At 55.1% G+C, this 20,797-nt stretch carries 17 protein-coding genes; 8 read left to right on the top strand and 9 right to left on the bottom strand.

Annotated elements, in window-relative coordinates; all coding sequences use genetic code 11:
• The first annotated feature begins 430 nt into the window (after nucleotides 1-430).
• Together gltB and AQ981_RS05750 are read left to right on the top strand one after the other, a co-directional pair.
• A complete protein-coding gene (gltB, locus tag AQ981_RS05755; RefSeq protein ID WP_058910808.1) occupies nucleotides 431-4,891 on the top strand; it encodes a glutamate synthase large subunit in 4,461 nt (1,486 codons plus the stop codon).
• Nucleotides 4,892-4,903: 12 nt separating this feature from the next.
• Nucleotides 4,904-6,322: a glutamate synthase small subunit gene (locus tag AQ981_RS05750; protein ID WP_058910807.1), complete on the top strand. Its 1,419-nt coding sequence runs from the start codon at nucleotides 4,904-4,906 to the stop codon at nucleotides 6,320-6,322.
• Nucleotides 6,323-6,892: 570 nt separating this feature from the next.
• On the opposite strand, the gene sspB is transcribed toward AQ981_RS05750, so the two are convergent.
• The 5 genes from sspB to zapE all read right to left on the bottom strand — a co-directional run bounded on the left by sspB (nucleotide 6,893) and on the right by zapE (nucleotide 10,631).
• Nucleotides 6,893-7,390 carry a ClpXP protease specificity-enhancing factor gene (sspB, locus tag AQ981_RS05745; protein ID WP_058910806.1) on the bottom strand — a complete coding sequence of 166 codons (498 nt, stop codon included), beginning with the start codon at nucleotides 7,388-7,390 and terminating at the stop codon, nucleotides 6,893-6,895.
• Between the two features lie 5 nt (nucleotides 7,391-7,395).
• Nucleotides 7,396-8,037 carry a stringent starvation protein SspA gene (sspA, locus tag AQ981_RS05740; protein WP_058910805.1) on the bottom strand — a complete coding sequence of 214 codons (642 nt, stop codon included), beginning with the start codon at nucleotides 8,035-8,037 and terminating at the stop codon, nucleotides 7,396-7,398.
• A 314-nt stretch (nucleotides 8,038-8,351) separates the two neighbouring features.
• On the bottom strand, nucleotides 8,352-8,744 hold the full coding sequence (gene rpsI, locus AQ981_RS05735; protein ID WP_058910804.1) for a 30S ribosomal protein S9: 393 nt from the start codon (nucleotides 8,742-8,744) through the stop codon (nucleotides 8,352-8,354).
• Nucleotides 8,745-8,759: 15 nt separating this feature from the next.
• Nucleotides 8,760-9,188, bottom strand: coding sequence for a 50S ribosomal protein L13 (gene rplM, locus AQ981_RS05730; protein WP_002918559.1), 429 nt, complete (start codon nucleotides 9,186-9,188; stop codon nucleotides 8,760-8,762).
• A 312-nt stretch (nucleotides 9,189-9,500) separates the two neighbouring features.
• Nucleotides 9,501-10,631 (bottom strand): cell division protein ZapE, encoded by a 1,131-nt coding sequence (gene zapE / locus AQ981_RS05725; protein ID WP_058910803.1) that lies wholly within the window; start codon nucleotides 10,629-10,631, stop codon nucleotides 9,501-9,503.
• 204 nt (nucleotides 10,632-10,835) lie between these two features.
• Between zapE and zapG the strand changes: the two genes are divergently transcribed.
• The 3 genes from zapG (at nucleotide 10,836) to degS (ending at nucleotide 13,925) form a co-directional block, all read left to right on the top strand.
• Nucleotides 10,836-11,237, top strand: a complete 402-nt coding sequence (gene zapG / locus AQ981_RS05720; RefSeq protein WP_058910802.1) for a Z-ring associated protein ZapG — start codon at nucleotides 10,836-10,838, stop codon at nucleotides 11,235-11,237.
• A 166-nt stretch (nucleotides 11,238-11,403) separates the two neighbouring features.
• A complete protein-coding gene (gene degQ / locus AQ981_RS05715; RefSeq protein WP_058910801.1) occupies nucleotides 11,404-12,771 on the top strand; it encodes a serine endoprotease DegQ in 1,368 nt (455 codons plus the stop codon).
• Between the two features lie 89 nt (nucleotides 12,772-12,860).
• The gene (degS, locus tag AQ981_RS05710) at nucleotides 12,861-13,925 is read left to right on the top strand and encodes an outer membrane-stress sensor serine endopeptidase DegS (protein WP_058910800.1); all 1,065 of its coding nucleotides are present in this window, start codon (nucleotides 12,861-12,863) and stop codon (nucleotides 13,923-13,925) included.
• A 165-nt stretch (nucleotides 13,926-14,090) separates the two neighbouring features.
• Here degS and mdh read toward each other — a convergent pair whose 3' ends face one another.
• Nucleotides 14,091-15,029, bottom strand: coding sequence for a malate dehydrogenase (gene mdh, locus AQ981_RS05705; RefSeq protein WP_058910799.1), 939 nt, complete (start codon nucleotides 15,027-15,029; stop codon nucleotides 14,091-14,093).
• A 430-nt stretch (nucleotides 15,030-15,459) separates the two neighbouring features.
• Between mdh and argR the strand changes: the two genes are divergently transcribed.
• The 3 genes from argR (at nucleotide 15,460) to yhcN (AQ981_RS05690) (ending at nucleotide 16,934) form a co-directional block, all read left to right on the top strand.
• On the top strand, nucleotides 15,460-15,930 hold the full coding sequence (gene argR / locus AQ981_RS05700; RefSeq protein ID WP_058910798.1) for a transcriptional regulator ArgR: 471 nt from the start codon (nucleotides 15,460-15,462) through the stop codon (nucleotides 15,928-15,930).
• A 359-nt stretch (nucleotides 15,931-16,289) separates the two neighbouring features.
• A complete protein-coding gene (yhcN, locus tag AQ981_RS05695) occupies nucleotides 16,290-16,553 on the top strand; it encodes a peroxide/acid stress response protein YhcN (protein WP_058910797.1) in 264 nt (87 codons plus the stop codon).
• A 114-nt stretch (nucleotides 16,554-16,667) separates the two neighbouring features.
• Nucleotides 16,668-16,934 (top strand): peroxide/acid stress response protein YhcN, encoded by a 267-nt coding sequence (gene yhcN, locus AQ981_RS05690; RefSeq protein ID WP_058910796.1) that lies wholly within the window; start codon nucleotides 16,668-16,670, stop codon nucleotides 16,932-16,934.
• Between the two features lie 57 nt (nucleotides 16,935-16,991).
• On the opposite strand, the gene AQ981_RS05685 is transcribed toward yhcN (AQ981_RS05690), so the two are convergent.
• The 3 genes from AQ981_RS05685 to aaeB form a co-directional block, all read right to left on the bottom strand.
• On the bottom strand, nucleotides 16,992-17,261 hold the full coding sequence (locus AQ981_RS05685; protein ID WP_058910795.1) for a barstar family protein: 270 nt from the start codon (nucleotides 17,259-17,261) through the stop codon (nucleotides 16,992-16,994).
• Nucleotides 17,262-17,282: 21 nt separating this feature from the next.
• A complete protein-coding gene (locus AQ981_RS05680) occupies nucleotides 17,283-18,731 on the bottom strand; it encodes an NAD-dependent succinate-semialdehyde dehydrogenase (protein WP_420809742.1) in 1,449 nt (482 codons plus the stop codon).
• A gap of 95 nt (nucleotides 18,732-18,826) precedes the next feature.
• Nucleotides 18,827-20,794 carry a p-hydroxybenzoic acid efflux pump subunit AaeB gene (aaeB, locus tag AQ981_RS05675; RefSeq protein WP_058910793.1) on the bottom strand — a complete coding sequence of 656 codons (1,968 nt, stop codon included), beginning with the start codon at nucleotides 20,792-20,794 and terminating at the stop codon, nucleotides 18,827-18,829.
• Nucleotides 20,795-20,797 lie beyond the last annotated feature (3 nt).

Raw genomic sequence — 20,797 nt, 5'->3', positions numbered from 1 at the left:
GTTTTCTTATTGTTAGCATGCAATGGCGATCGCGCCGCTTTCATATAGTGAGACAGATCACAGCCTGCCACCCGGCTTAATCTTATTCCACTGGTCACACAAAACAACAAAAACATTAACATTCAATAAATTATAAAAAAATCCCGACAAAAATAACAAATAAGGAAGCCATTTGACCTGGATGCGGATTCCCGATAAGTTGGGAATCCGCTGGAAGCTTTCTGGATGGGTGTTCTGCCCATCATATTTATGCAGTAATTGAGATTCCCTCTTATTAAGCAAGTCCTCAATACTTGTGACAGCCGATGCAAAGGATGAAGAGGGCGACTGCGAGGCGCGTACTGAAGCGCCATCTGGTCGCTACGCTTTTTGACGCCCCTGCGCAATCGGTATCGGGGGGATCCGCAAGAGCCTGGGGAGGTTCACTGATATGTTGTACGATAAATCCCTTGAGAGGGATAACTGTGGTTTCGGCCTGATCGCCCACATAGAAGGCGAACCTAGCCACAAGGTAGTGCGTACCGCCATTCACGCACTGGCCCGCATGCAGCACCGCGGCGCGATCCTCGCCGACGGTAAAACCGGCGACGGTTGTGGCCTGTTATTACAAAAACCGGATCGTTTCTTCCGTATTGTGGCGCAAGAGCGCGACTGGCGGTTAGCGAAAAATTACGCCGTCGGTATGCTATTTCTTAACCAGGATGAAGCCCTGGCCAGCGCCAGCCGAAAAATTGTTGAAGAAGAGCTGCTCCGGGAAACACTGTCCATTGTCGGCTGGCGTGAAGTCCCCACCAACCCGGATGTGTTAGGTGAAATCGCCCTCTCCTCTCTGCCGCGTATCGAGCAAATTTTTGTTAACGCCCCGGCAGGCTGGCGCCCCCGTGATATGGAACGACGTCTGTTCATCGCCCGTCGGCGCATAGAAAAGCGTATCCAGGACGATAAAGACTTCTATGTCTGCAGCCTGTCGAATCTGGTCAACATCTATAAAGGTCTGTGTATGCCGGCGGATCTGCCGCGCTTCTACCTCGACCTCGCGGATTTACGTCTGGAATCGTCCATCTGCCTGTTCCACCAGCGTTTTTCGACTAACACAGTCCCGCGCTGGCCGCTGGCCCAGCCGTTCCGCTACCTGGCACATAACGGCGAAATCAACACGATTACCGGTAACCGCCAGTGGGCACGAGCCCGTACTTATAAATTCCAGACCCCGCTGATCCCGGATTTGCACGACGCCGCGCCGTTCGTCAACGAAACCGGCTCCGACTCCAGTTCGATGGATAACATGCTGGAACTGTTGCTGGCAGGCGGGATGGATATCGTCCGCGCCGTGCGCCTGCTGGTGCCGCCGGCATGGCAGAACAACCCGGATATGGATCCGGAACTGCGCGCCTTCTTCGACTTTAACTCCATGCATATGGAGCCCTGGGACGGCCCGGCGGGGATCGTCATGTCCGACGGGCGTTTCGCCGCCTGTAACCTGGATCGTAACGGCCTGCGCCCGGCGCGCTATGTGATCACCAAAGACAAGCTGATCACCTGCGCTTCCGAAGTGGGGATCTGGGACTACCAGCCGGATGAAGTCGTCGAAAAAGGCCGCGTCGGCCCTGGCGAACTGATGGTGATCGACACCCGTGCCGGACGTATCCTGCACTCGGCGGAAACCGATGACGATCTGAAAAGTCGCCATCCGTACAAAGAGTGGATGGAGAAAAACGTCCGCCGCCTGGTGCCGTTTGAAGATCTCCCCGACGATCAGGTCGGTACTCGCGAAATGGACGATGACCTGCTCGCCAGCTATCAGAAGCAGTTTAACTACAGTAATGAAGAGCTGGATCAGGTGCTGCGGGTTCTCGGTGAAAACGGTCAGGAGGCCACCGGCTCAATGGGCGATGATACCCCGTTCGCCGTGCTCTCCAGCCAGCCGCGCATTATCTATGACTACTTTCGTCAGCAGTTCGCCCAGGTGACCAACCCGCCTATCGATCCGCTGCGCGAAGCCCACGTGATGTCGCTGGCCACCAGTATCGGCCGCGAAATGAACGTCTTCTGCGAAGCTGAAGGCCAGGCGCATCGTCTGAGCTTTAAATCGCCGATTCTGCTGTACTCGGATTTCACTCAGCTCACTACGCTGAAAGAAGATTACTACCGCGCCGATACCCTCGACATCACCTTTGACGCGACCCAAACCTCGCTGGAAGAGACCGTCCAGGCGCTGTGCGACGAAGCCGAACGGATGGTGCGCAATGGTACCGTGCTACTGGTGCTGTCGGACCGTAATATCGCCAAAGATCGTCTGCCGGTACCAGCGCCCATGGCCGTCGGCGCGATCCAGACGCGTCTGGTGGAACAGAGCTTACGCTGCGACGCGAACATTATTGTCGAAACCGCCAGCGCCCGGGATCCGCACCACTTCGCGGTACTGCTCGGCTTTGGCGCAACGGCTATCTACCCGTACCTGGCCTATGAAACGCTGGCCAGACTGGTGGATACCCGCGCCATTGAGAAAAGCTACCGTACTGTGATGCAAAACTACCGTAACGGTATCAACAAAGGCCTGTACAAGATCATGTCCAAAATGGGCATCTCGACGATTGCTTCTTACCGTTGCTCCAAGCTGTTTGAAGCGGTCGGCCTGCATCGCGACGTATCCGAACTGTGCTTCCAGGGGGCGATCAGCCGTATCGGCGGCGCCAGCTTCAGCGATTTCCAGCAGGATCTGTTGAACCTGTCGAAGCGCGCCTGGCTGGCCCGCAAACCCCTCTCCCAGGGCGGTTTGCTGAAATACGTTCACGGCGGCGAATACCACGCCTACAACCCGGATGTGGTGCGCACGCTGCAAAAAGCGGTCGAGAGCGGCGAGTACAGCGATTATCAGGAATATGCGAAGCTGGTGAACGAACGCCCGGTGGCGACGCTGCGCGATATGCTGTCCATCACGCCGCAGGGAGAAGCCATCGACGTCAGCGCCGTAGAGCCGGCGACTGAGCTGTACAAGCGTTTCGACACCGCGGCAATGTCCATCGGCGCCCTGAGCCCGGAAGCCCACGAGTCGCTGGCTGAGGCGATGAACAGTCTCGGCGGTTATTCCAACTCCGGCGAAGGCGGGGAAGATCCGGTCCGCTACGGTACCGGTAAAGTCTCGCGCATTAAGCAAGTAGCCTCCGGACGCTTTGGCGTAACGCCGGCGTACCTGGTCAATGCGGATGTGATCCAGATTAAAGTCGCCCAGGGGGCGAAACCGGGAGAAGGCGGTCAGTTACCGGGCGATAAAGTGACGCCGTACATCGCCAAACTGCGCTATTCAGTGCCGGGGGTGACGCTGATTTCACCGCCGCCGCACCACGATATCTACTCGATTGAAGATCTGGCGCAGCTGATTTTCGACCTCAAGCAGGTTAACCCGCAGGCGATGATCTCCGTGAAACTGGTATCGGAACCTGGGGTCGGTACTATCGCCACCGGGGTGGCCAAAGCTTACGCGGATCTGATAACTATTGCCGGTTATGACGGCGGTACCGGGGCCAGTCCGCTGACCTCGGTAAAATATGCCGGCTGTCCCTGGGAGCTCGGGCTGGTGGAAACCCAGCAGGCGCTGGTGGCTAACGGCCTGCGTCACAAAATTCGCCTGCAGGTGGACGGCGGCCTGAAAACCGGCGTCGATATCATCAAAGCGGCGATACTTGGGGCGGAAAGTTTCGGCTTTGGCACCGGACCGATGGTGGCGCTGGGCTGTAAGTATCTGCGCATCTGCCACCTGAACAACTGCGCTACCGGCGTAGCGACCCAGGATGAGAAACTGCGTAAAAACCATTATCGCGGTCTGCCGTTCAAAGTGACCAACTACTTTGAGTTTATCGCCCGCGAAACCCGCGAGCTGATGGCGCTACTGGGTGTCACCCGCCTGGTGGATCTGATTGGCCGCACCGATCTGCTCAGCGTGCTGGAGGGCTTCAGCGCCAAACAGCAGAAACTGGAACTGCACCGTCTGCTGGAAACCGCCCAGCCGCACCCAGGTAAAGCGCTGTACTGTACAGAGAACAACCCGCCGTTCGACAACGGTATCCTCAACGCCCAGTTGCTCAGCCAGGCGAAGCCTTTTGTCGACGAGAAGCAGAGCAAAACGTTCTGGTTCGACATCCGCAATACCGACCGCTCCGTCGGCGCCGCGCTGTCCGGCTATATCGCCCGGAACCATGGCGACCAGGGGCTGGCGGCGGATCCGATTAAAGCGCATTTTAACGGTACCGCCGGGCAGAGCTTCGGGGTATGGAACGCCGGGGGCGTGGAGCTATACCTGACCGGCGATGCCAACGACTATGTCGGTAAAGGGATGGCCGGCGGCCTGATCGCCGTCCGTCCTCCGGTAGGCTCTTCGTTCCGCAGCCATGAAGCCAGCATTATCGGCAACACTTGCCTGTACGGCGCCACCGGCGGTCGTCTGTATGCCGCAGGACGTGCCGGCGAGCGTTTCGCGGTTCGTAATTCCGGGGCAATTACCGTGGTGGAAGGCATTGGTGATAACGGCTGCGAATACATGACCGGTGGTATCGTCTGTATTCTCGGTAAAACCGGCGTTAACTTCGGCGCCGGCATGACCGGCGGCTTCGCCTATGTCCTTGATGAGGACGGCGAATTCCGCAAACGCGTCAATCCGGAACTGGTGGAAGTGCTTGATGTCGACAGCCTGGCTATCCATGAAGAACATCTACGCGGGCTTATCACTGAACACGTACAAAATACCGGTTCCCAGCGCGGTGAAGAGATCCTGGCCCACTGGCCGGCGTTCTCAGCAAAATTTGCACTGGTGAAGCCGAAGTCCAGTGATGTTAAGGCACTATTAGGTCACCGCAGTCGTTCCGCAGCCGAGCTGCGGGTGCAGGCGCAGTAAGGGGTTGTTGCTATGAGCCAGAATGTTTATCAATTTATCGACCTGCAGCGCGTTGATCCGCCGAAGAAGCCGCTCAAGATCCGCAAGATTGAGTTTATCGAGATCTACGAACCATTCTCAGAAAACCAGGCCCAGGCCCAGGCAGACCGCTGCCTGTCCTGCGGTAACCCTTACTGTGAGTGGAAGTGTCCGGTACACAACTACATCCCCAACTGGCTGAAGCTGGCCAACGAAGGACGTATTTTCGAAGCGGCGGAGCTTTCGCACCAGACCAACACACTGCCGGAAGTGTGTGGCCGCGTCTGCCCTCAGGATCGCCTGTGCGAAGGCTCCTGTACCCTGAACGATGAGTTCGGGGCGGTCACCATCGGCAATATCGAGCGCTATATCAACGATAAAGCCTTCGAAATGGGCTGGCGGCCGGATATGTCAGGCATTAAGCAGACCGGGAAACGCGTCGCCATCATTGGCGCCGGTCCGGCCGGACTGGCCTGCGCCGATGTACTGACCCGCAATGGCGTGAAAGCGGTGGTCTACGATCGCCATCCGGAAATCGGCGGTCTGCTGACCTTCGGTATCCCGGCCTTTAAGCTGGAAAAGAGCGTCATGACTCGTCGTCGTGAAATCTTTACCGGTATGGGCATTGAGTTCCAGCTCAATATCGAAGTGGGCCGCGATGTCGCGTTCGACGATCTGCTGAGCGACTATGACGCGGTGTTCCTCGGCGTGGGGACTTATCAGTCAATGCGCGGCGGACTGGAAAACGAAGATGCGCCGGGCGTTTATGACGCGCTACCGTTCCTGATCGCCAATACCCGACACATTATGGGATTTGGCGAAACCAGCGATGAACCGTACACCAGTATGGAAGGTAAGCGCGTCGTGGTGCTGGGGGGCGGTGACACGGCGATGGACTGTGTACGCACATCAATACGCCAGGGAGCTACCCACGTTACCTGCGCCTATCGCCGCGATGAAGAAAACATGCCCGGCTCAAAACGTGAAGTGAAAAACGCCCGCGAAGAAGGGGTGGAATTTCAGTTCAACGTGCAGCCGCTGGGAGTGGAAATCAACGCCAATGGTCGGGTGTGCGGCGTGAAGCTGGTGCGTACTGAGATGGGCGCGCCGGACGCCAAAGGCCGCCGTCGCGCCGAAATCATCGCCGGCTCTGAGCATGTGTTGCCCGCCGACGCAGTGGTGATGGCGTTTGGCTTCCGTCCCCACAGCATGTCGTGGCTGGAACAGCACAGCGTGGAGCTCGACGGCCAGGGACGTATTATCGCCCCGGAAGGTAGCGATAACGCTTTCCAGACCAGTAATCCGAAAATCTTCGCCGGCGGCGACGCGGTACGGGGTTCCGATCTGGTGGTTACAGCGATTGCCGAAGGCCGTAAAGCGGCGGATGGTATTCTGAATTACCTGGAAGTATAACGTTAGCCTGGGCCGGTTTTTTTACCGCTTAACGCGCAGAAAACCCGGCCCTGTTTCTTATTTACCTTTCAGCATTACACATCAACATCTGACGCTGGGTCAGCGTTTACCTACGCCGGAGAGTAAACAGCAAGCCGGGCGACAGTGACGGTTGAACCTGAATTTCAAATGAATCCACTACCGATACCACAGAATTGTGCCGGTCATAACGATAATATTCAGGCTCAGGATGGCAGCAATCCTGTTGCTGTCAGCACGGTAGGTTCAGCGTCGGTCGATTGCCACACTTGCCGCACTGCCTTCCGATATGGCGTATTACTCTACTTTTACCCATAAAAACACCACAACTGTGCAGCCGATAACCACAGCAACGGTGCCCTTAAAGGTATCGGCCACCATCGCCAGCGATCTCTCTTCCGGGAATACCATTCAGTTGAACGGGCAGGCAACAATCAGTCTGATTTATCTTTAAATAACCATCGCCACCTCCTGAGGGGTGACCGGAGAATGGCAATAAAAAAGCCCAAAAAACTGTGATTTTTGGGCTTTTCTAAGATTGAAAAACGATACTTATTTCACGACCCGCAATGCCGGACGGCCCCCACGCGGCGGCGGAGGTTCATCATCCGAACCGTCATCATCGCGATCCGGGCGATCGCCATCAATAACCGACATCACGGGTTCATCATCCGGCGCCAGTCCGGTATCCTCATCCGCGGATTCCAGCGCCATCTCGTCATACGCCGCTTCCGGCTCAAACATGGTGCCAGCCCCATTCTCCCGGGCATAAATAGCCAGCACTGCCGCCAACGGTACCGATACCTGCCGCGGTACGCCGCCAAAGCGCGCATTAAAGCGCACTTCGTCATTCGCCAGCTCCAGATTGCCCACTGCGCGCGGCGCAATGTTCAGCACAATCTGCCCGTCGCGCGCGTACTCCATCGGCACCTGAACGCCAGGCAACGTCACATCCACCACCAGATGCGGCGTTAATTGGTTATCCAGCAGCCAGTCGTAGAAGGCGCGCAGCAAATAGGGGCGACGCGGAGACAGTTGCGACATCTCCATCCGGATCAGCCCCGCCCCTGCAGACGCATTTCACGCTCTGCTTCGGTTAAAGAGGCAAGGAAGGAGTCACGCTCAAACACGCGAGTCATATAGCCTTTCAGCTCTTTGGCGCCGGCGCCGCTGAGCTCGATACCCAACTGAGGCAAACGCCACAACAGCGGTGCAAGATAGCAGTCCACCAGGCTAAATTCATCGCTCAGGAAATAAGGTTTCTGAGTAAATACCGGCGCAATGGCCAACAGCTCTTCACGCAACTGTTTACGCGCCGCATCGGCTTCCTGGGCGCTGCCGTTGATGATGACCTGCATCAGCGAATACCAGTCTTTTTCGATACGATGCATGTACAGACGACTCTCGCCGCGGGCAACCGGGTAAACCGGCATCAGCGGCGGATGCGGAAAGCGCTCATCCAGATATTCCATAATGATGCGCGATTCCCACAGGGTCAGCTCCCGATCCACCAGAGTGGGTACGCTCTGGCTGGGGTTGAGGTCAATCAGATCCTGAGGTAGGTTATCTGTTTCCACATGCTCTATCTCAAAGCTGACACCCTTTTCCGCCAGCACAATGCGCACCTGATGGCTATAAATATCAGTAGGACCAGAAAACAGCGTCATTACCGAACGTTTGTTGGCAGCGACAGCCATGAAAACCTCCAGGTATATTCAGTATATTACTTCGACCAGCCACACCCGTGGCTGGTTTGACTCATGAGCCCCTGGCTGCAATTGCCTGCACGCCGCCCAACAGTGGACGAAATCTGAACAAACGCCAGCATCCGGGCACAAAATTGGCTGATAGTTTACCAGATTTTAGCGCTGATGTGGTGGAGTGATTCTTGATTTCGCCAGAAAGAGTTTGTATTCATCAGGTTACAATGAACATTTTAAATTTCTGGTATAAAAAAACCCGGCGCCAGGCCGGGTTTTTTCGCCAATCGCTCTGCCGTAGCAGAAAGCCATTAACGCTTGGAGTACTGCGGACGACGACGTGCTTTGCGCAGACCCACTTTTTTACGTTCAACCTGACGCGCGTCACGGGTGACGAAGCCAGCTTTACGCAGTTCGGAGCGCAGAGACTCATCGTACTCCATCAGAGCGCGGGTGATACCGTGACGGATAGCACCAGCCTGACCGGAGATACCACCACCTTTAACGGTGATGTACAGATCCAGTTTTTCAACCATGTCGACCAGTTCCAGAGGCTGGCGAACTACCATACGGGCAGTTTCGCGGCCAAAGTACTGTTCCAGAGTACGCTGGTTGATAGTGATTTTACCGTTGCCCGGTTTGATAAATACGCGAGCGGCGGAACTTTTGCGGCGACCAGTGCCGTAGTATTGATTTTCAGCCATTGCCTGTAATCCCGATTAAATGTCCAGAACTTGCGGTTGCTGTGCCGCGTGGTTGTGCTCGTTGCCCGCGTAAACTTTCAGTTTACGGTACATAGCACGACCCAGCGGGCCCTTCGGCAGCATGCCTTTAACCGCGATTTCAATCACACGCTCAGGACGGCGGGCAATCATCTCTTCAAAGGTCGCTTCTTTGATACCACCGATGTGGCCGGTGTGGTGGTAGTACATTTTGTCTTCACGCTTGTTGCCGGTTACAGCAACTTTTTCTGCGTTCAGAACGATGATGTAATCACCGGTATCAACGTGCGGAGTGTATTCCGCTTTGTGCTTACCGCGCAGGCGACGAGCCAGTTCAGTAGCCAGACGGCCCAGAGTTTTACCGGTCGCGTCAACAACATACCAGTCGCGTTTTACGGTTTCTGGTTTAGCTGTAAAAGTTTTCATTAAAAGCTTACCCAATAAATAGTTACACGTTGGTGAACGCCCAAACGCTTTCAATCAGTTGAGGTTCACACGACATTGTCCAGTAAACCTACCCCCTCGGATAGTTTCCACCGGCACTCTAAAGTTTCGGGAAAAAAACTTTGTTGTAACGTGGGGTCGCAGGATTATAGAGAAGTCACCACCAAAGATCGACCCCTTTGTGTGATTTGACCCGGTTTTTTCCACCGGACCGTCGTCGGGGAAAACATCGCTGGCGCGGCAAAATCGCATTTATCCGCCACGGCCAGATGTCTTTGCCTCACTTTCCCGCTCTCAGGGCATATGCGGCTGTTTCAAATACTCTTCGCTCTGCATCTCCTGTAGACGCGACAAACAGCGCTGGAATTCAAACTTCAGCCGCTCTCCCTGATAAATCTCATACAGCGGCGCCGCTGCCGAGACGACCAGCTTCACCCGTCGCTCATAGAATTCGTCCACCAGGGCGATAAAGCGCCGGGCCTCATTTTCCATACGCGTATCCATCACCGGAACGTGGTACAGGAACACCGTATGAAACAGCCGTGACAACGCGATGTAATCATGCTGGCTACGGGCGTCGACGCACAGTGTGGAAAACGCCACCGCCAGCGTCTGGTTGGCAGCCCCCAGTATCGCCAGTGGGCGGTGGTTAATTTCCAGAACCGCCGCCTCGCCCTGCGGGCTACCCGCCAGTCCCTGCCAAAGACGAGCCATTTGCTGCGAACTTTCGGCATTCAGCGGCGCTATCCACAGGTGCGCCTGCGTCAACGTACGCAGACGGTAATCAATACCGGCATCAACGTTCATAATGTCGCAGTGTTGTTTAATCGCTTCAATCGCCGGGAGAAAGCGCGCGCGCTGCAAACCATTGCGGTACAGTTCGTCCGGCGGGATATTCGAGGTTGCCACCAGAGTGATGCCCCTGGCGAACAGCGCCTTCATTAGCCCGCCCAACAGCATAGCGTCGGTAATATCGGAAACGAAGAATTCGTCAAAGCACAGCACATCGGTCTGGTCTTTAAAATCATCGGCGATTTTTTCCAGCGGATCGGCAAGCCCCTGCCGCGCCGTCAACTCCTCATGGACTCGCAGCATAAAGCGGTGAAAGTGCAGGCGCAGCTTACGATCCCCGGGCAGACTCTGGTAAAACAGATCCATCAGCCAGGTTTTGCCTCGTCCGACCCCGCCCCACATGTACAATCCGCGAACCGGGCGTCGCGTCTCCGGCGCAGCTCGCTTACCAAACCACTTCCCGATAGTTGACGTCAGTCCACCTCCCGCCGCGGCGGATGGCGGCTTTTGCGCCGTCAGTTCCTGGAAGATAGTATCCAGCCGGTTTACGGCTTCCCGCTGAATATCGTCAGGCTGGTAGCTGCCCTCATCAAGGGCCAACTGGTATCGCGATGTCGGAGAAAGGCTTTGCATGGTGTTATTTTTATTCCTCGGCCCCCGTTTGCCGGGGGTCACGGTTGTCGAAAAAAGTGCCGTTCTACACTAAGCGATAGCGCCTCAGGATTCCACTTCTGCAGCATTAACGGTTATAGTGCTGGTATCGCGCGTAGGCATGGAAATAATAAACGCACGCCTCGCAGTCACCCCTACGGACTCACAAGACAACGGGAGAAGTTCATGACCTGGGAATATGCGCTAATTGGGTTAGTGGTCGGCATTATTATTGGCGCCGTCGCTATGCGTTTTGGCAACCGGAAACTGCGCCAGCAGCAGGCCCTGCAGTTTGAGCTGGAGAAAAATAAAGCCGAACTTGAACAGTATCGTGAAGAGTTGGTTGGTCACTTCGCCCGCAGTGCGGAATTGCTGGACAACATGGCCCACGACTATCGCCAGCTATATCAGCACATGGCAAAAAGCTCCAGCAGCCTGCTGCCGGAGATGAACGCGGAAGCCAACCCGTTCCGAAATCGCCTCGGAGAATCCGAAGCCGGTAACGATCAGGCACCGATACAGATGCCGCGAGACTACTCTGAAGGCGCTTCCGGCCTGCTGCGTACCGATCGCAGCAAAGTCGACTAATCTCTTCTGCCGACGGAGCGTCGTCCCGCTCCGTCATCTCTCCCGCCAGGCACTATGCTTAATAGAGTACGATCCCGCTAAAACGTCGTTGTGACGCTTCGGGGAATTCAATACTATCAAAACGTTTTTAGCCCCTTTCCTTATTCGGTTGCGAGAGTGCGCGTCAATGAACAAAAAGAACCTGCTATTAAGTGCGTTAACGTTAAGTCTCGGGTTATCTCTTTCCACGCCGGTTTCCGTCATGGCCGCGCTACCGACCCAACTCCCGGGGCAGTCAGCGCTGCCCAGTCTTGCGCCGATGCTGGACAAAGTGCTACCGGCGGTAGTCAGTATTCAGGTTGAAGGCACCGCCTCCCGCAGCCAGTATATTCCCGAGGAACTGAAAAAGTTTTATGGCGAAGATTTACCGGGCCAGTCCCCTCAGCCTTTTGAGAGCCTGGGGTCCGGTGTGATCATTGATGCGGCGAAGGGCTATGTGTTGACCAACAACCATGTTATCAACCAGGCCCAGAAAATCAGCGTTCAGCTCAATGATGGCCGGGAGTTTGACGCCAAACTTATCGGCGGGGACGTTCAAAGCGACATTGCCCTGTTACAGATCCAAAACCCCCAGCGCCTCACCCAGATAGCTATTGCTGATTCCGATAAACTACGGGTCGGCGATTTTACGGTTGCAGTAGGCAACCCCTTCGGCCTCGGGCAGACGGCGACTTCCGGGATCATCTCCGCCCTGGGGCGCAGCGGGCTCAACCTTGAGGGGCTGGAAAACTTTATCCAGACCGATGCCTCAATTAACCGCGGTAACTCCGGCGGCGCACTGCTCAACCTGAATGGCGAGTTGATCGGTATTAATACCGCAATTCTGGCTCCCGGCGGCGGCAGTATTGGTATCGGCTTCGCTATCCCCAGCAATATGGCCCGCATCCTGGCGAATCAGTTAATTCAGTTCGGCGAAATTAAACGCGGGCTGCTGGGGATCAGAGGTACCGAAATGACCGCTGAGCTGGCCAAAGCTTTTAACCTCAGCGCGCAGCGCGGGGCGTTTATTAATGAAGTGTTGCCCCAGTCGGGTTCGGCAAAAGCGGGCATAAAACCCGGCGACGTTATCGTCAGCCTCAACGGTAAACCGCTGGCCAGCTTCGCCGAACTGCGTGCCAAAATCGCCACCACCGAACCGGGAACAACGGTCAAACTCGGTCTACTGCGCGAAGGCAAACCGCTGGAAGTCGATGTGACGCTGGATAAAAGCACCGCTTCTTCGGCCAGCGCCGAACAAATTACGCCGGCCCTGAGCGGCGCGACGCTGAGCGACAGCCAGTTAAAAGACGGCGCCAAAGGTATCGCAGTCGACGAGGTGGAAAAAGATAGCCCGGCCGCCCAGGCGGGGCTCAAAAAAGGCGATATCATTATCGGCATTAACCGCGACAGGATCCGTACTATCGCCGAAATGCGCAAGGCGCTGGAAAGTAAGCCTCAGATCATCGCGCTGCGGATAGTGCGTGGCAATGACAGTATCTACTTGCTGTTGCGCTAAAAATCCCTTCGGATACGGGCATCCAGCATGGGATGTCCGTATAACTCGTGCTATGCTGCGTGCGATTCCCGTTTGACTAGCCTTAATCCATGACTCTTAAGTTTTTACGCCCGGTAATAATTGGTCTGATTGTGGCAGGCCTGCTGCTGACGCTGGTGCCGTCGCTGCGGGTAACCAGGCCGCTTTCTGCGCCAAAATACGACAGCGCTGACGATACCCCGGCGAGCTACAACCCGGCGGTGCGTCGTGCGGCGCCCGCCGTTGTGTACGTCTATAACCGGAGCCTGAACAATGCCACCCGTAATCAACTGGAGATCCGCACCCTGGGATCTGGCGTTATCATGGATGAACGCGGTTACATTATCACCAATAAACATGTTATCAACGACGCGGACCAGATCATCGTCGCCCTGCAGGATGGCCGGGTGTTCGAAGCGCTACTGGTCGGCTCCGACAGCCTGACCGACCTCGCGGTACTGAAAATCAACGCCACCAGCCTGCCGGTGATCCCGATTAACCCGAAACGTACCCCGCATGTGGGCGATGTGGTTCTGGCTATTGGTAACCCGTACAACCTCGGGCAGACCATTACTCAGGGGATTATCAGCGCCACCGGGCGTATCGGCCTTAACCCCTCCGGCCGGCAGAACTTCCTGCAAACCGACGCCTCAATTAACCACGGTAACTCCGGGGGCGCGCTGGTGAATTCGCTGGGTGAACTGATGGGCATCAATACACTCTCGTTCGATAAGAGTAATGACGGCGAAACGCCGGAAGGCATTGGTTTCGCCATCCCGACCCAACTGGCTACCAAGATTATGGATAAGTTGATTCGCGACGGGCGGGTTATTCGCGGTTATATCGGCATCGGCGGCCGCGAAGTGATGCCAATGCATGGGCCGGGCAACAGTCTCGATCAGTTGCAGGGTATTATTGTTAACGAAGTGGCGCCAGACGGCCCGGCAGCGCGCGCCGGTATCCAGGTGAACGATGTGATCATTTCGGTTAACAATAAGCCGGCGATATCAGCGCTGGAAACCATGGATCAGGTCGCTGAAATTCGGCCAGGGTCGGTGATTCCGGTTGAAATCATGCGCGATGACCAGCGCATTACTCTCCAGGTCACTATTCAGGAATACCCTTCAACCAGCTAACATCGTAAAGGAGGCAGAGCCTCCTTTACCCTACTCAATCCTGCTGATGCCCACCACGCGCTAAACCCCCTGAGCGGCGCGCGGCGATGCCGCAGCCGGGATTTTGCGACAATAAAAAACCGGAACCTGAGTTCCGGTTATACCTGGCAGACTTGCTGATGTGAATCAACGATTCACAAAGTCCTCGCCCAGGGCGATGTCTTTCTTCAGCGTATCCAGCATCCCTTCCAGCGCTTTTTGCTCAAATGCGCTCAGGTTGCCAATCGCTTTACGCTCTTCGACGCCGTTTTTACCCAGCAGCAGCGGCTGAGAGAAGAAACGGGCATACTGACCGTCGCCTTCCACATAGGCGCATTCCACCACACCCTGCTCGCCGCTCATGGCGCGAATCAGCGACAGACCAAAGCGCGCTGCGGCCTGGCCCATTGAGAGCGTCGCGGATCCGCCGCCGGCTTTCGCCTCCACCACCTCGGTACCCGCATTCTGGATACGTGTGGTCAGATCGGCGATTTCCTGATCGGTGAAACTGACACCCGGGATCTGCGACAGTAAAGGCAGGATAGTAACCCCGGAGTGGCCGCCGATAACTGGCACTTCAATAGCCGTCGGCTGCTTACCTTTCAGCTCCGCAACAAAAGTATTAGAGCGAATGATATCCAGCGTGGTTACGCCAAACAGGCGGTTTTTGTCATAGACACCGGCTTTCTTGAGCACTTCCGCCGCAATAGCTACCGTGGTGTTTACCGGGTTGGTGATAATACCAATGCAGGCTTTCGGGCAGGTTTTGGCAATCTGCTGCACCAGGTTTTTAACAATACCGGCGTTAACATTAAACAGATCGGAACGGTCCATGCCGGGCTTACGGGCCACGCCGGCAGAAATCAGAACCACATCAGCGCCTTCCAGCGCCGGGGTTGCATCCTCGCCAGAAAAGCCTTTGATTTTCACATCCGTGGGAATATGGCTCAGATCGACAGCCACCCCGGGAGTCACAGGGGCGATATCGTAGAGAGAGAGTTCTGAACCTGAAGGCAGCTGGGTTTTTAATAGTAGGGCAAGCGCCTGGCCAATACCGCCAGCAGCGCCGAGGACTGCAACTTTCATCCTAAACTCCTTATAATCGTTAGCAAAATTGCGCCATTACTTCTTCTGAAGCGACGATAATTCAGACCCGGAAGTATGACAATCTTCCTGCGGCAGGAATGCGATATTACGCAGTCCTTTCCCTGAAAATTTTTCATCCCTCAGGTAACTAAAGGTAGCCTGTTCGGCTCATCGCGCCAGAGTTTGTCGTACTGGCAACTGGTTACATTACACTCACTTTGTTCAGCATAACAACATCAAAACAATAACATTTACGTTACTTTTATCGAATTTATGAGCTATGACACACGGCATGTCTATTCACAGCATATTTTGGTAAGATCGCCGCCTTTCATAACATTATTTCCCGCTTTCTGTGGTTACGCTATTTGAATAAAAATTCATATAACCGCATAATAATGTTAATCCTCAGCCTGATTATCGGTGACTTATGCGAAGCTCCTCTAAACAAGAAGAATTAATCAAAGCCTTTAAGGCCCTGCTTAAAGAAGAGAAATTCAGTTCTCAGGGAGAAATCGTCCAGGCTCTGCAGGAACAAGGTTTTGAGAATATTAACCAGTCCAAAGTATCGCGCATGTTAACCAAGTTCGGAGCAGTACGCACCCGCAACGCAAAAATGGAGATGGTTTACTGTCTGCCGGCCGAACTGGGCGTTCCAACCACCTCCAGCCCACTAAAAAATCTGGTGCTGGATGTCGACTATAACGATGCGGTGGTGGTGATTCACACCAGCCCCGGCGCAGCGCAACTTATCGCGCGATTGCTGGACTCACTGGGTAAAGCTGAAGGCATTCTCGGGACCATCGCCGGGGATGATACGATCTTCACCACGCCGGCACGTAACTTTACTGTTAAACAACTGTATGAAGCGATCCTCGTTCTGTTTGACCAGGAACTGTAATCGCCCCCGGATACTTCTCCCGGAGTATCCGGCCGCTTTCCCCACAATTTCATCAGCATAAAACACCACTCATCCGCCAAACGTCTGCGTTGTCACATTCAAAACATCCTCTGCGCTGAAAACCGCACGAAACGCAAATGGGTTCCATCTCCATGATTTTACACATTATTAACATGACCTGCGTAATAATACAGCTATTTTAATAACTGAAATGAATAAATAAAAGATATCCTTATGATAAAGTTTCATTGATAACAATTAGCAGAGTATTAATTTTTTACGTTATTAGTGTATACTTGTTTTTGTGATGAGAGTCACGAAACGATGACTCCATAAAAGAATACGACGAGGAAAAAATCATGAGCATTAAAACTACTGTTGCCACATTAAGTGTTCTGTCCATGCTGTCTTTTGGCGCTTTTGCCGCTACGCCAATCAACGCTGAGCAGGCCCAGAATCGTGAATCTATCGGCACTATTTCAGTCAGCGAAGTCGGCAGCACACCCATGGATATGAATACCATGCTGAGCAAAAAAGCCGATGAGCACGGCGCTTCTTCCTACCGCATCATTGAAGCGCGCAGCGGCGACCTGTGGCATGCCACCGCAGAACTGTACAAATAATCGTCTTCAACACGCTATCTGAGCAATATAGTCATTCTCAACCACAACGGTCCCAGGCAGAACAATCAAAATCCTCCCCGACCGTTGTTCATACCGAACTCTGGAGTTATGTCGATGAAAACTAAATTAGCAATTGCCGCACTGAGCCTTTTTTCTGTGATTTCTTTTGGCGCCAGCGCCGCAGCTCATCAGGTGAGCAGCGAGCAGGCCCAGAATATGCAGTCCCTGGGCACCATTACCGTTGATGAGATAGGCAGTACACCGATGGATATGAATGAAAAACTAGCACAAAAAGCCGATGCCAAAGGCGCTTCCGCTTACCACATTATTGAGGCACGCACTGGCGACCACTGGCATGTCACTGCAGAACTCTATAAATAAACCCTCGTCGTCTGATCTGACGACTTGCCCCCGCCGCTACGCGGGGGCTTTTTTATCTTAACGAATATTAAAACGCAGCTGACCTTCCAGCTCCTCCTCCGCTTCCTCAAACAACAGAATCAGCGCACCGTAACGCCGGCGTCCCGACTCCGTGAGGTGGATAAATTCTATCTCCAGCGGTAACGGCAACGCGCCGGCGGTGATGATATCCCACAGTGTATCCAGATCGTGAACCGACTGGGTTTCCAGAGCAAATAACCGGGTAAAACTGCGATAAAACTCCCCGGTACTGGTTATCTGTTTAAAATCGAAGGTAAAGATTTTCATTCAGTCACCGCTGCGGAACCATCATAAACCGCCCAGATGCCAGGTCTTCACTTCCATAAACTCCTCCAGCCCGAGCACCGACCCTTCGCGACCGAGTCCTGACTCTTTGACGCCGCCAAACGGACCCAGCTCGGTGGAGACGGCGCATTCGTTAATTCCCACCATGCCACACTCCAGCGCTGACGCCACACGGAATACGCGCTGCAAATTCTGGGTATAGAAGTACCCAGCCAGACCATAAGGCGTGTTATTCGCACGCGCGATCACCTCCTCTTCAGAGGTAAATCGGAAACAGGCCGCCACCGGGCCAAAGGTCTCTTCGCGAGCCAGTAGCATCTCATCGGTGACGTCAACCAGTACTGTCGGCTGCCAGAAATTACCGCCCAGTGGATGGGGTTTCCCGCCCGCCACAACGCGTGCGCCCAGTTCGACGGCATTGTCTACATGCTCGCGCACTTTATCCACGGCGGCAGGCTCAATCAGCGGCCCAACCACTACGCCATCCTCTAACCCATTACCGACCTTCAGAGCATTAACCGCTTCGGCCAGTTCATGAACAAAATGGTCGTAGACGGCATCATGAATAAAGAAGCGGTTAACGCTGACGCACACCTGCCCGGCGTTACGGAATTTATTGGCAATCGCACCTTTCACCGCCGCCTCAATATCCGCATCGTCAAACACGATATACGGCGCGTTGCCCCCCAGTTCCATGGAGACTTTTTTCATGGTCTGAGCGGCATTACGCATTAACGTTTTCCCCACCGCCGTTGAGCCGGTAAAGGAGATCTTCCGTACCTGTTCGCTGGCCATGATGGCGTCGCTGATTTCAGCCGTATTACCGGCTACGGCATTCAGGACGCCGTCCGGCACTCCCGCTTTTTTGGCCAACTCCAGCAGGGCGAAAGCAGAGAGCGGAGTGTTATTTGCCGGCTTGATAACTCCGGTACATCCCGCCGCCAGCGCTGGCCCCAGTTTACGGGTCAGCATCGCCATCGGAAAATTCCACGGGGTAATCGCGGCCACGACGCCGACAGGCTCACGCGTCGCCAGAATACGCGAGCCCGGCTTCACCGGCGGAATAATCTCGCCATTGGCGCGCTTGGCCTGCTCGGCAAACCACTGAATAAAGCTGGCGGCGTACTCGACTTCGCCGGCGGCTTCTTTAAGGGGTTTGCCCTGTTCAGTGGTCATCAGTTCCGCCAGCCAGCGTTTATTTTCGAGAATCAGCTGGTACCAGCGGTAGAGAATCTCCGATCGTTCTTTAGCGGTTTTTGCCCGCCAGCCGGGAAAGGCCTGGCTTGCCGCGGCGATAGCCGCCTCAGTCTCCTGGCGGCCGGCTTTTGCGACCTGAGCGATCACTTCGCCGCTGGCCGGATTAACAACCTCAAAGGTATGGTGTGCCGTATGCCAGACGCCATCGACCAGATAGCCGGTGCGGAAAAGTTCGCTGTCCTGAAGAGTTGTCACCATTTTTGCCTCCTGACGAATAGATGATCCCGTTGTCCGCAGTTAAGTATAGAAAAGCCGACGCAGAGCGTCGGCTTTTAGCTTTCGGGACACACTCAATTATCCGTCAGGGCATTCTGATATTTATTGAGAATATCGGTAAGTCTGCGCACTGGCTCTGTCACCTGCGGCGATGCGTCCCAGACGTGGAGTTTTTGCTGATAAACCTCTAACTCCTCCAGCAGGCGTCCAAAGTAACGCCGCCGTTTATCATCACTGGAGGCGGAGATCACTTTGTCCGCGGTGCGACGCAGCTGGCGGTGAAACGCCGAGAGATCGTCATTGACCGGCACCGGCGCATCCCGCAGTCGTTGATGGGCAATAATCAGCGTCAGCGCGAGGCGGAACTTAGCGATATCCCCGGGGAACTTATTCAGCAACAGGAACAACTGCTGGTATAGCGCCGGCAGGTGGTTTTCATTACGACGCGCCATATTGGTGGTCAGTGAAGACACCGCCGCCGACATGAACTGGTTGAGTATCGTGCGACCGGTACGCTCCCGGGAATTATCCCGGATAAGTAAGATAACCAGCATCGCCACAAAGCAACCCACCAGTTGCCCCAGCGCACTGTCGAGAAAGGTACTGAAATGAAAGGTCATGGGGTTATCCAGCACAATAATGTTGATGGTGCTGGCCAGCGCGCCGAGCGAGCCAAGCCGCCGCTTCTGCACTTCGATCCCGATAAAAAATCCTAACAGCGCGAGGCTGATACACAGCAGCAGCATACTCTGCTGGGTATTGGGGATCACCACCAGGAAATACAGCGCCCCCAGCGGCAACGCAAAGAGAGTCCCCAGTAAAAAGTCGATGGCAACCATGCGCGGGTTCGGCAGGCGCATCGCCAGTGAAGTCACCACGGCGATCATGACCATCGCGCCGCTGCCGGAAGTCCAGCCGGTCCACAGCCAGAATAACGCCCCCAGCATGCAGGAAATGGTCGTGCGCCAGAAATTTACCATCGCGTGATGACGTTCGGCTGATTCAGGTTTCACCACCACTTCGCCGCTCAGAACTCCCTCTTCCACCGCGCTGATTCTGGTATTGGAAATCACGCCGCGGCGCAGCAGGAGGTAGCGGGTCGCAGCGCCAACCCAGGCGTAAATCGTTACCGGCGTGTTATGTTCACCGGTCCAGGCGATGATGCGCCGCAGCCGCTTCAGGTGCTGGTGTAATGCGCTAACGCTATCGATAGGTTTGGTAAACTCTTCACGAAACTCAACGGGAATCGACTCCGGACGGGTATTCTGAATCAGGAAGGTTTCACAGGCCTGGGTGATCAGCGTCAGCGACAGAGTATTCAGCGCTTTCAGGCGCCGGTTGGCGCGTCCCCAGCGCGATGACTCCATATTCAGATTAGTGCGCATACCGTCCAGCGCCGTGGTGCGCCTCACCAGACCGCTCCAGGCATTATCCACCTCTTCACGATCGCCGTGGGCGATACAAAGCTGCATCAGGCGATACTGTGCCAGCAACAGGCTGTCGAGCTCCTGATCAATTTCATGCTTGATAGATCGCGGCGAGAACAGCAGATCCGCCACAATGGCGCACACAATGCCGATAACGATCTCACTACAGCGCTCCACGGCAAACTGCGGCGTCAACAGCGGCTCAGTCTGAATGGTGATGACAATAATCAGCGCCGTATACCCGGAAAGCCCCCATGCGTAGGAGTTCTCCACCCGCACCAGCGACGAGATCCAGGTGCAAAACCCCGCCCAGATACAGCACACCAACAGCATCACGACCGGCGCGCGAATGAGCCCGATAATGATTATCAGAGCGGCGATACAGCCGATAAACGTTCCAATAATACGCAGCATGCCACGATAGCGTATAGCGCCGGACCAGGGCTCTCCACCGGCGGCAAAGGCCGGTCCGGCGGCCACGATTGCCGCCGTCAGCACTGCCCAGCGCGGGGTTTCCAGTTGAAAATGGAAACCCACAAACAGCGCCAGTACGATGGCGCAGGCCAGCTTAACCGCAAAGCGCAGGTGCAGATGAGAGATAAAGTAAAGGCCCATGAC

This window comes from Entomohabitans teleogrylli (assembly GCF_001484765.1).
Lineage (GTDB): Bacteria > Pseudomonadota > Gammaproteobacteria > Enterobacterales > Enterobacteriaceae > Entomohabitans > Entomohabitans teleogrylli.
Note: the sequence above shows the minus strand (reverse complement) of the source record. Positions and strands in the feature narration are given on the sequence as shown.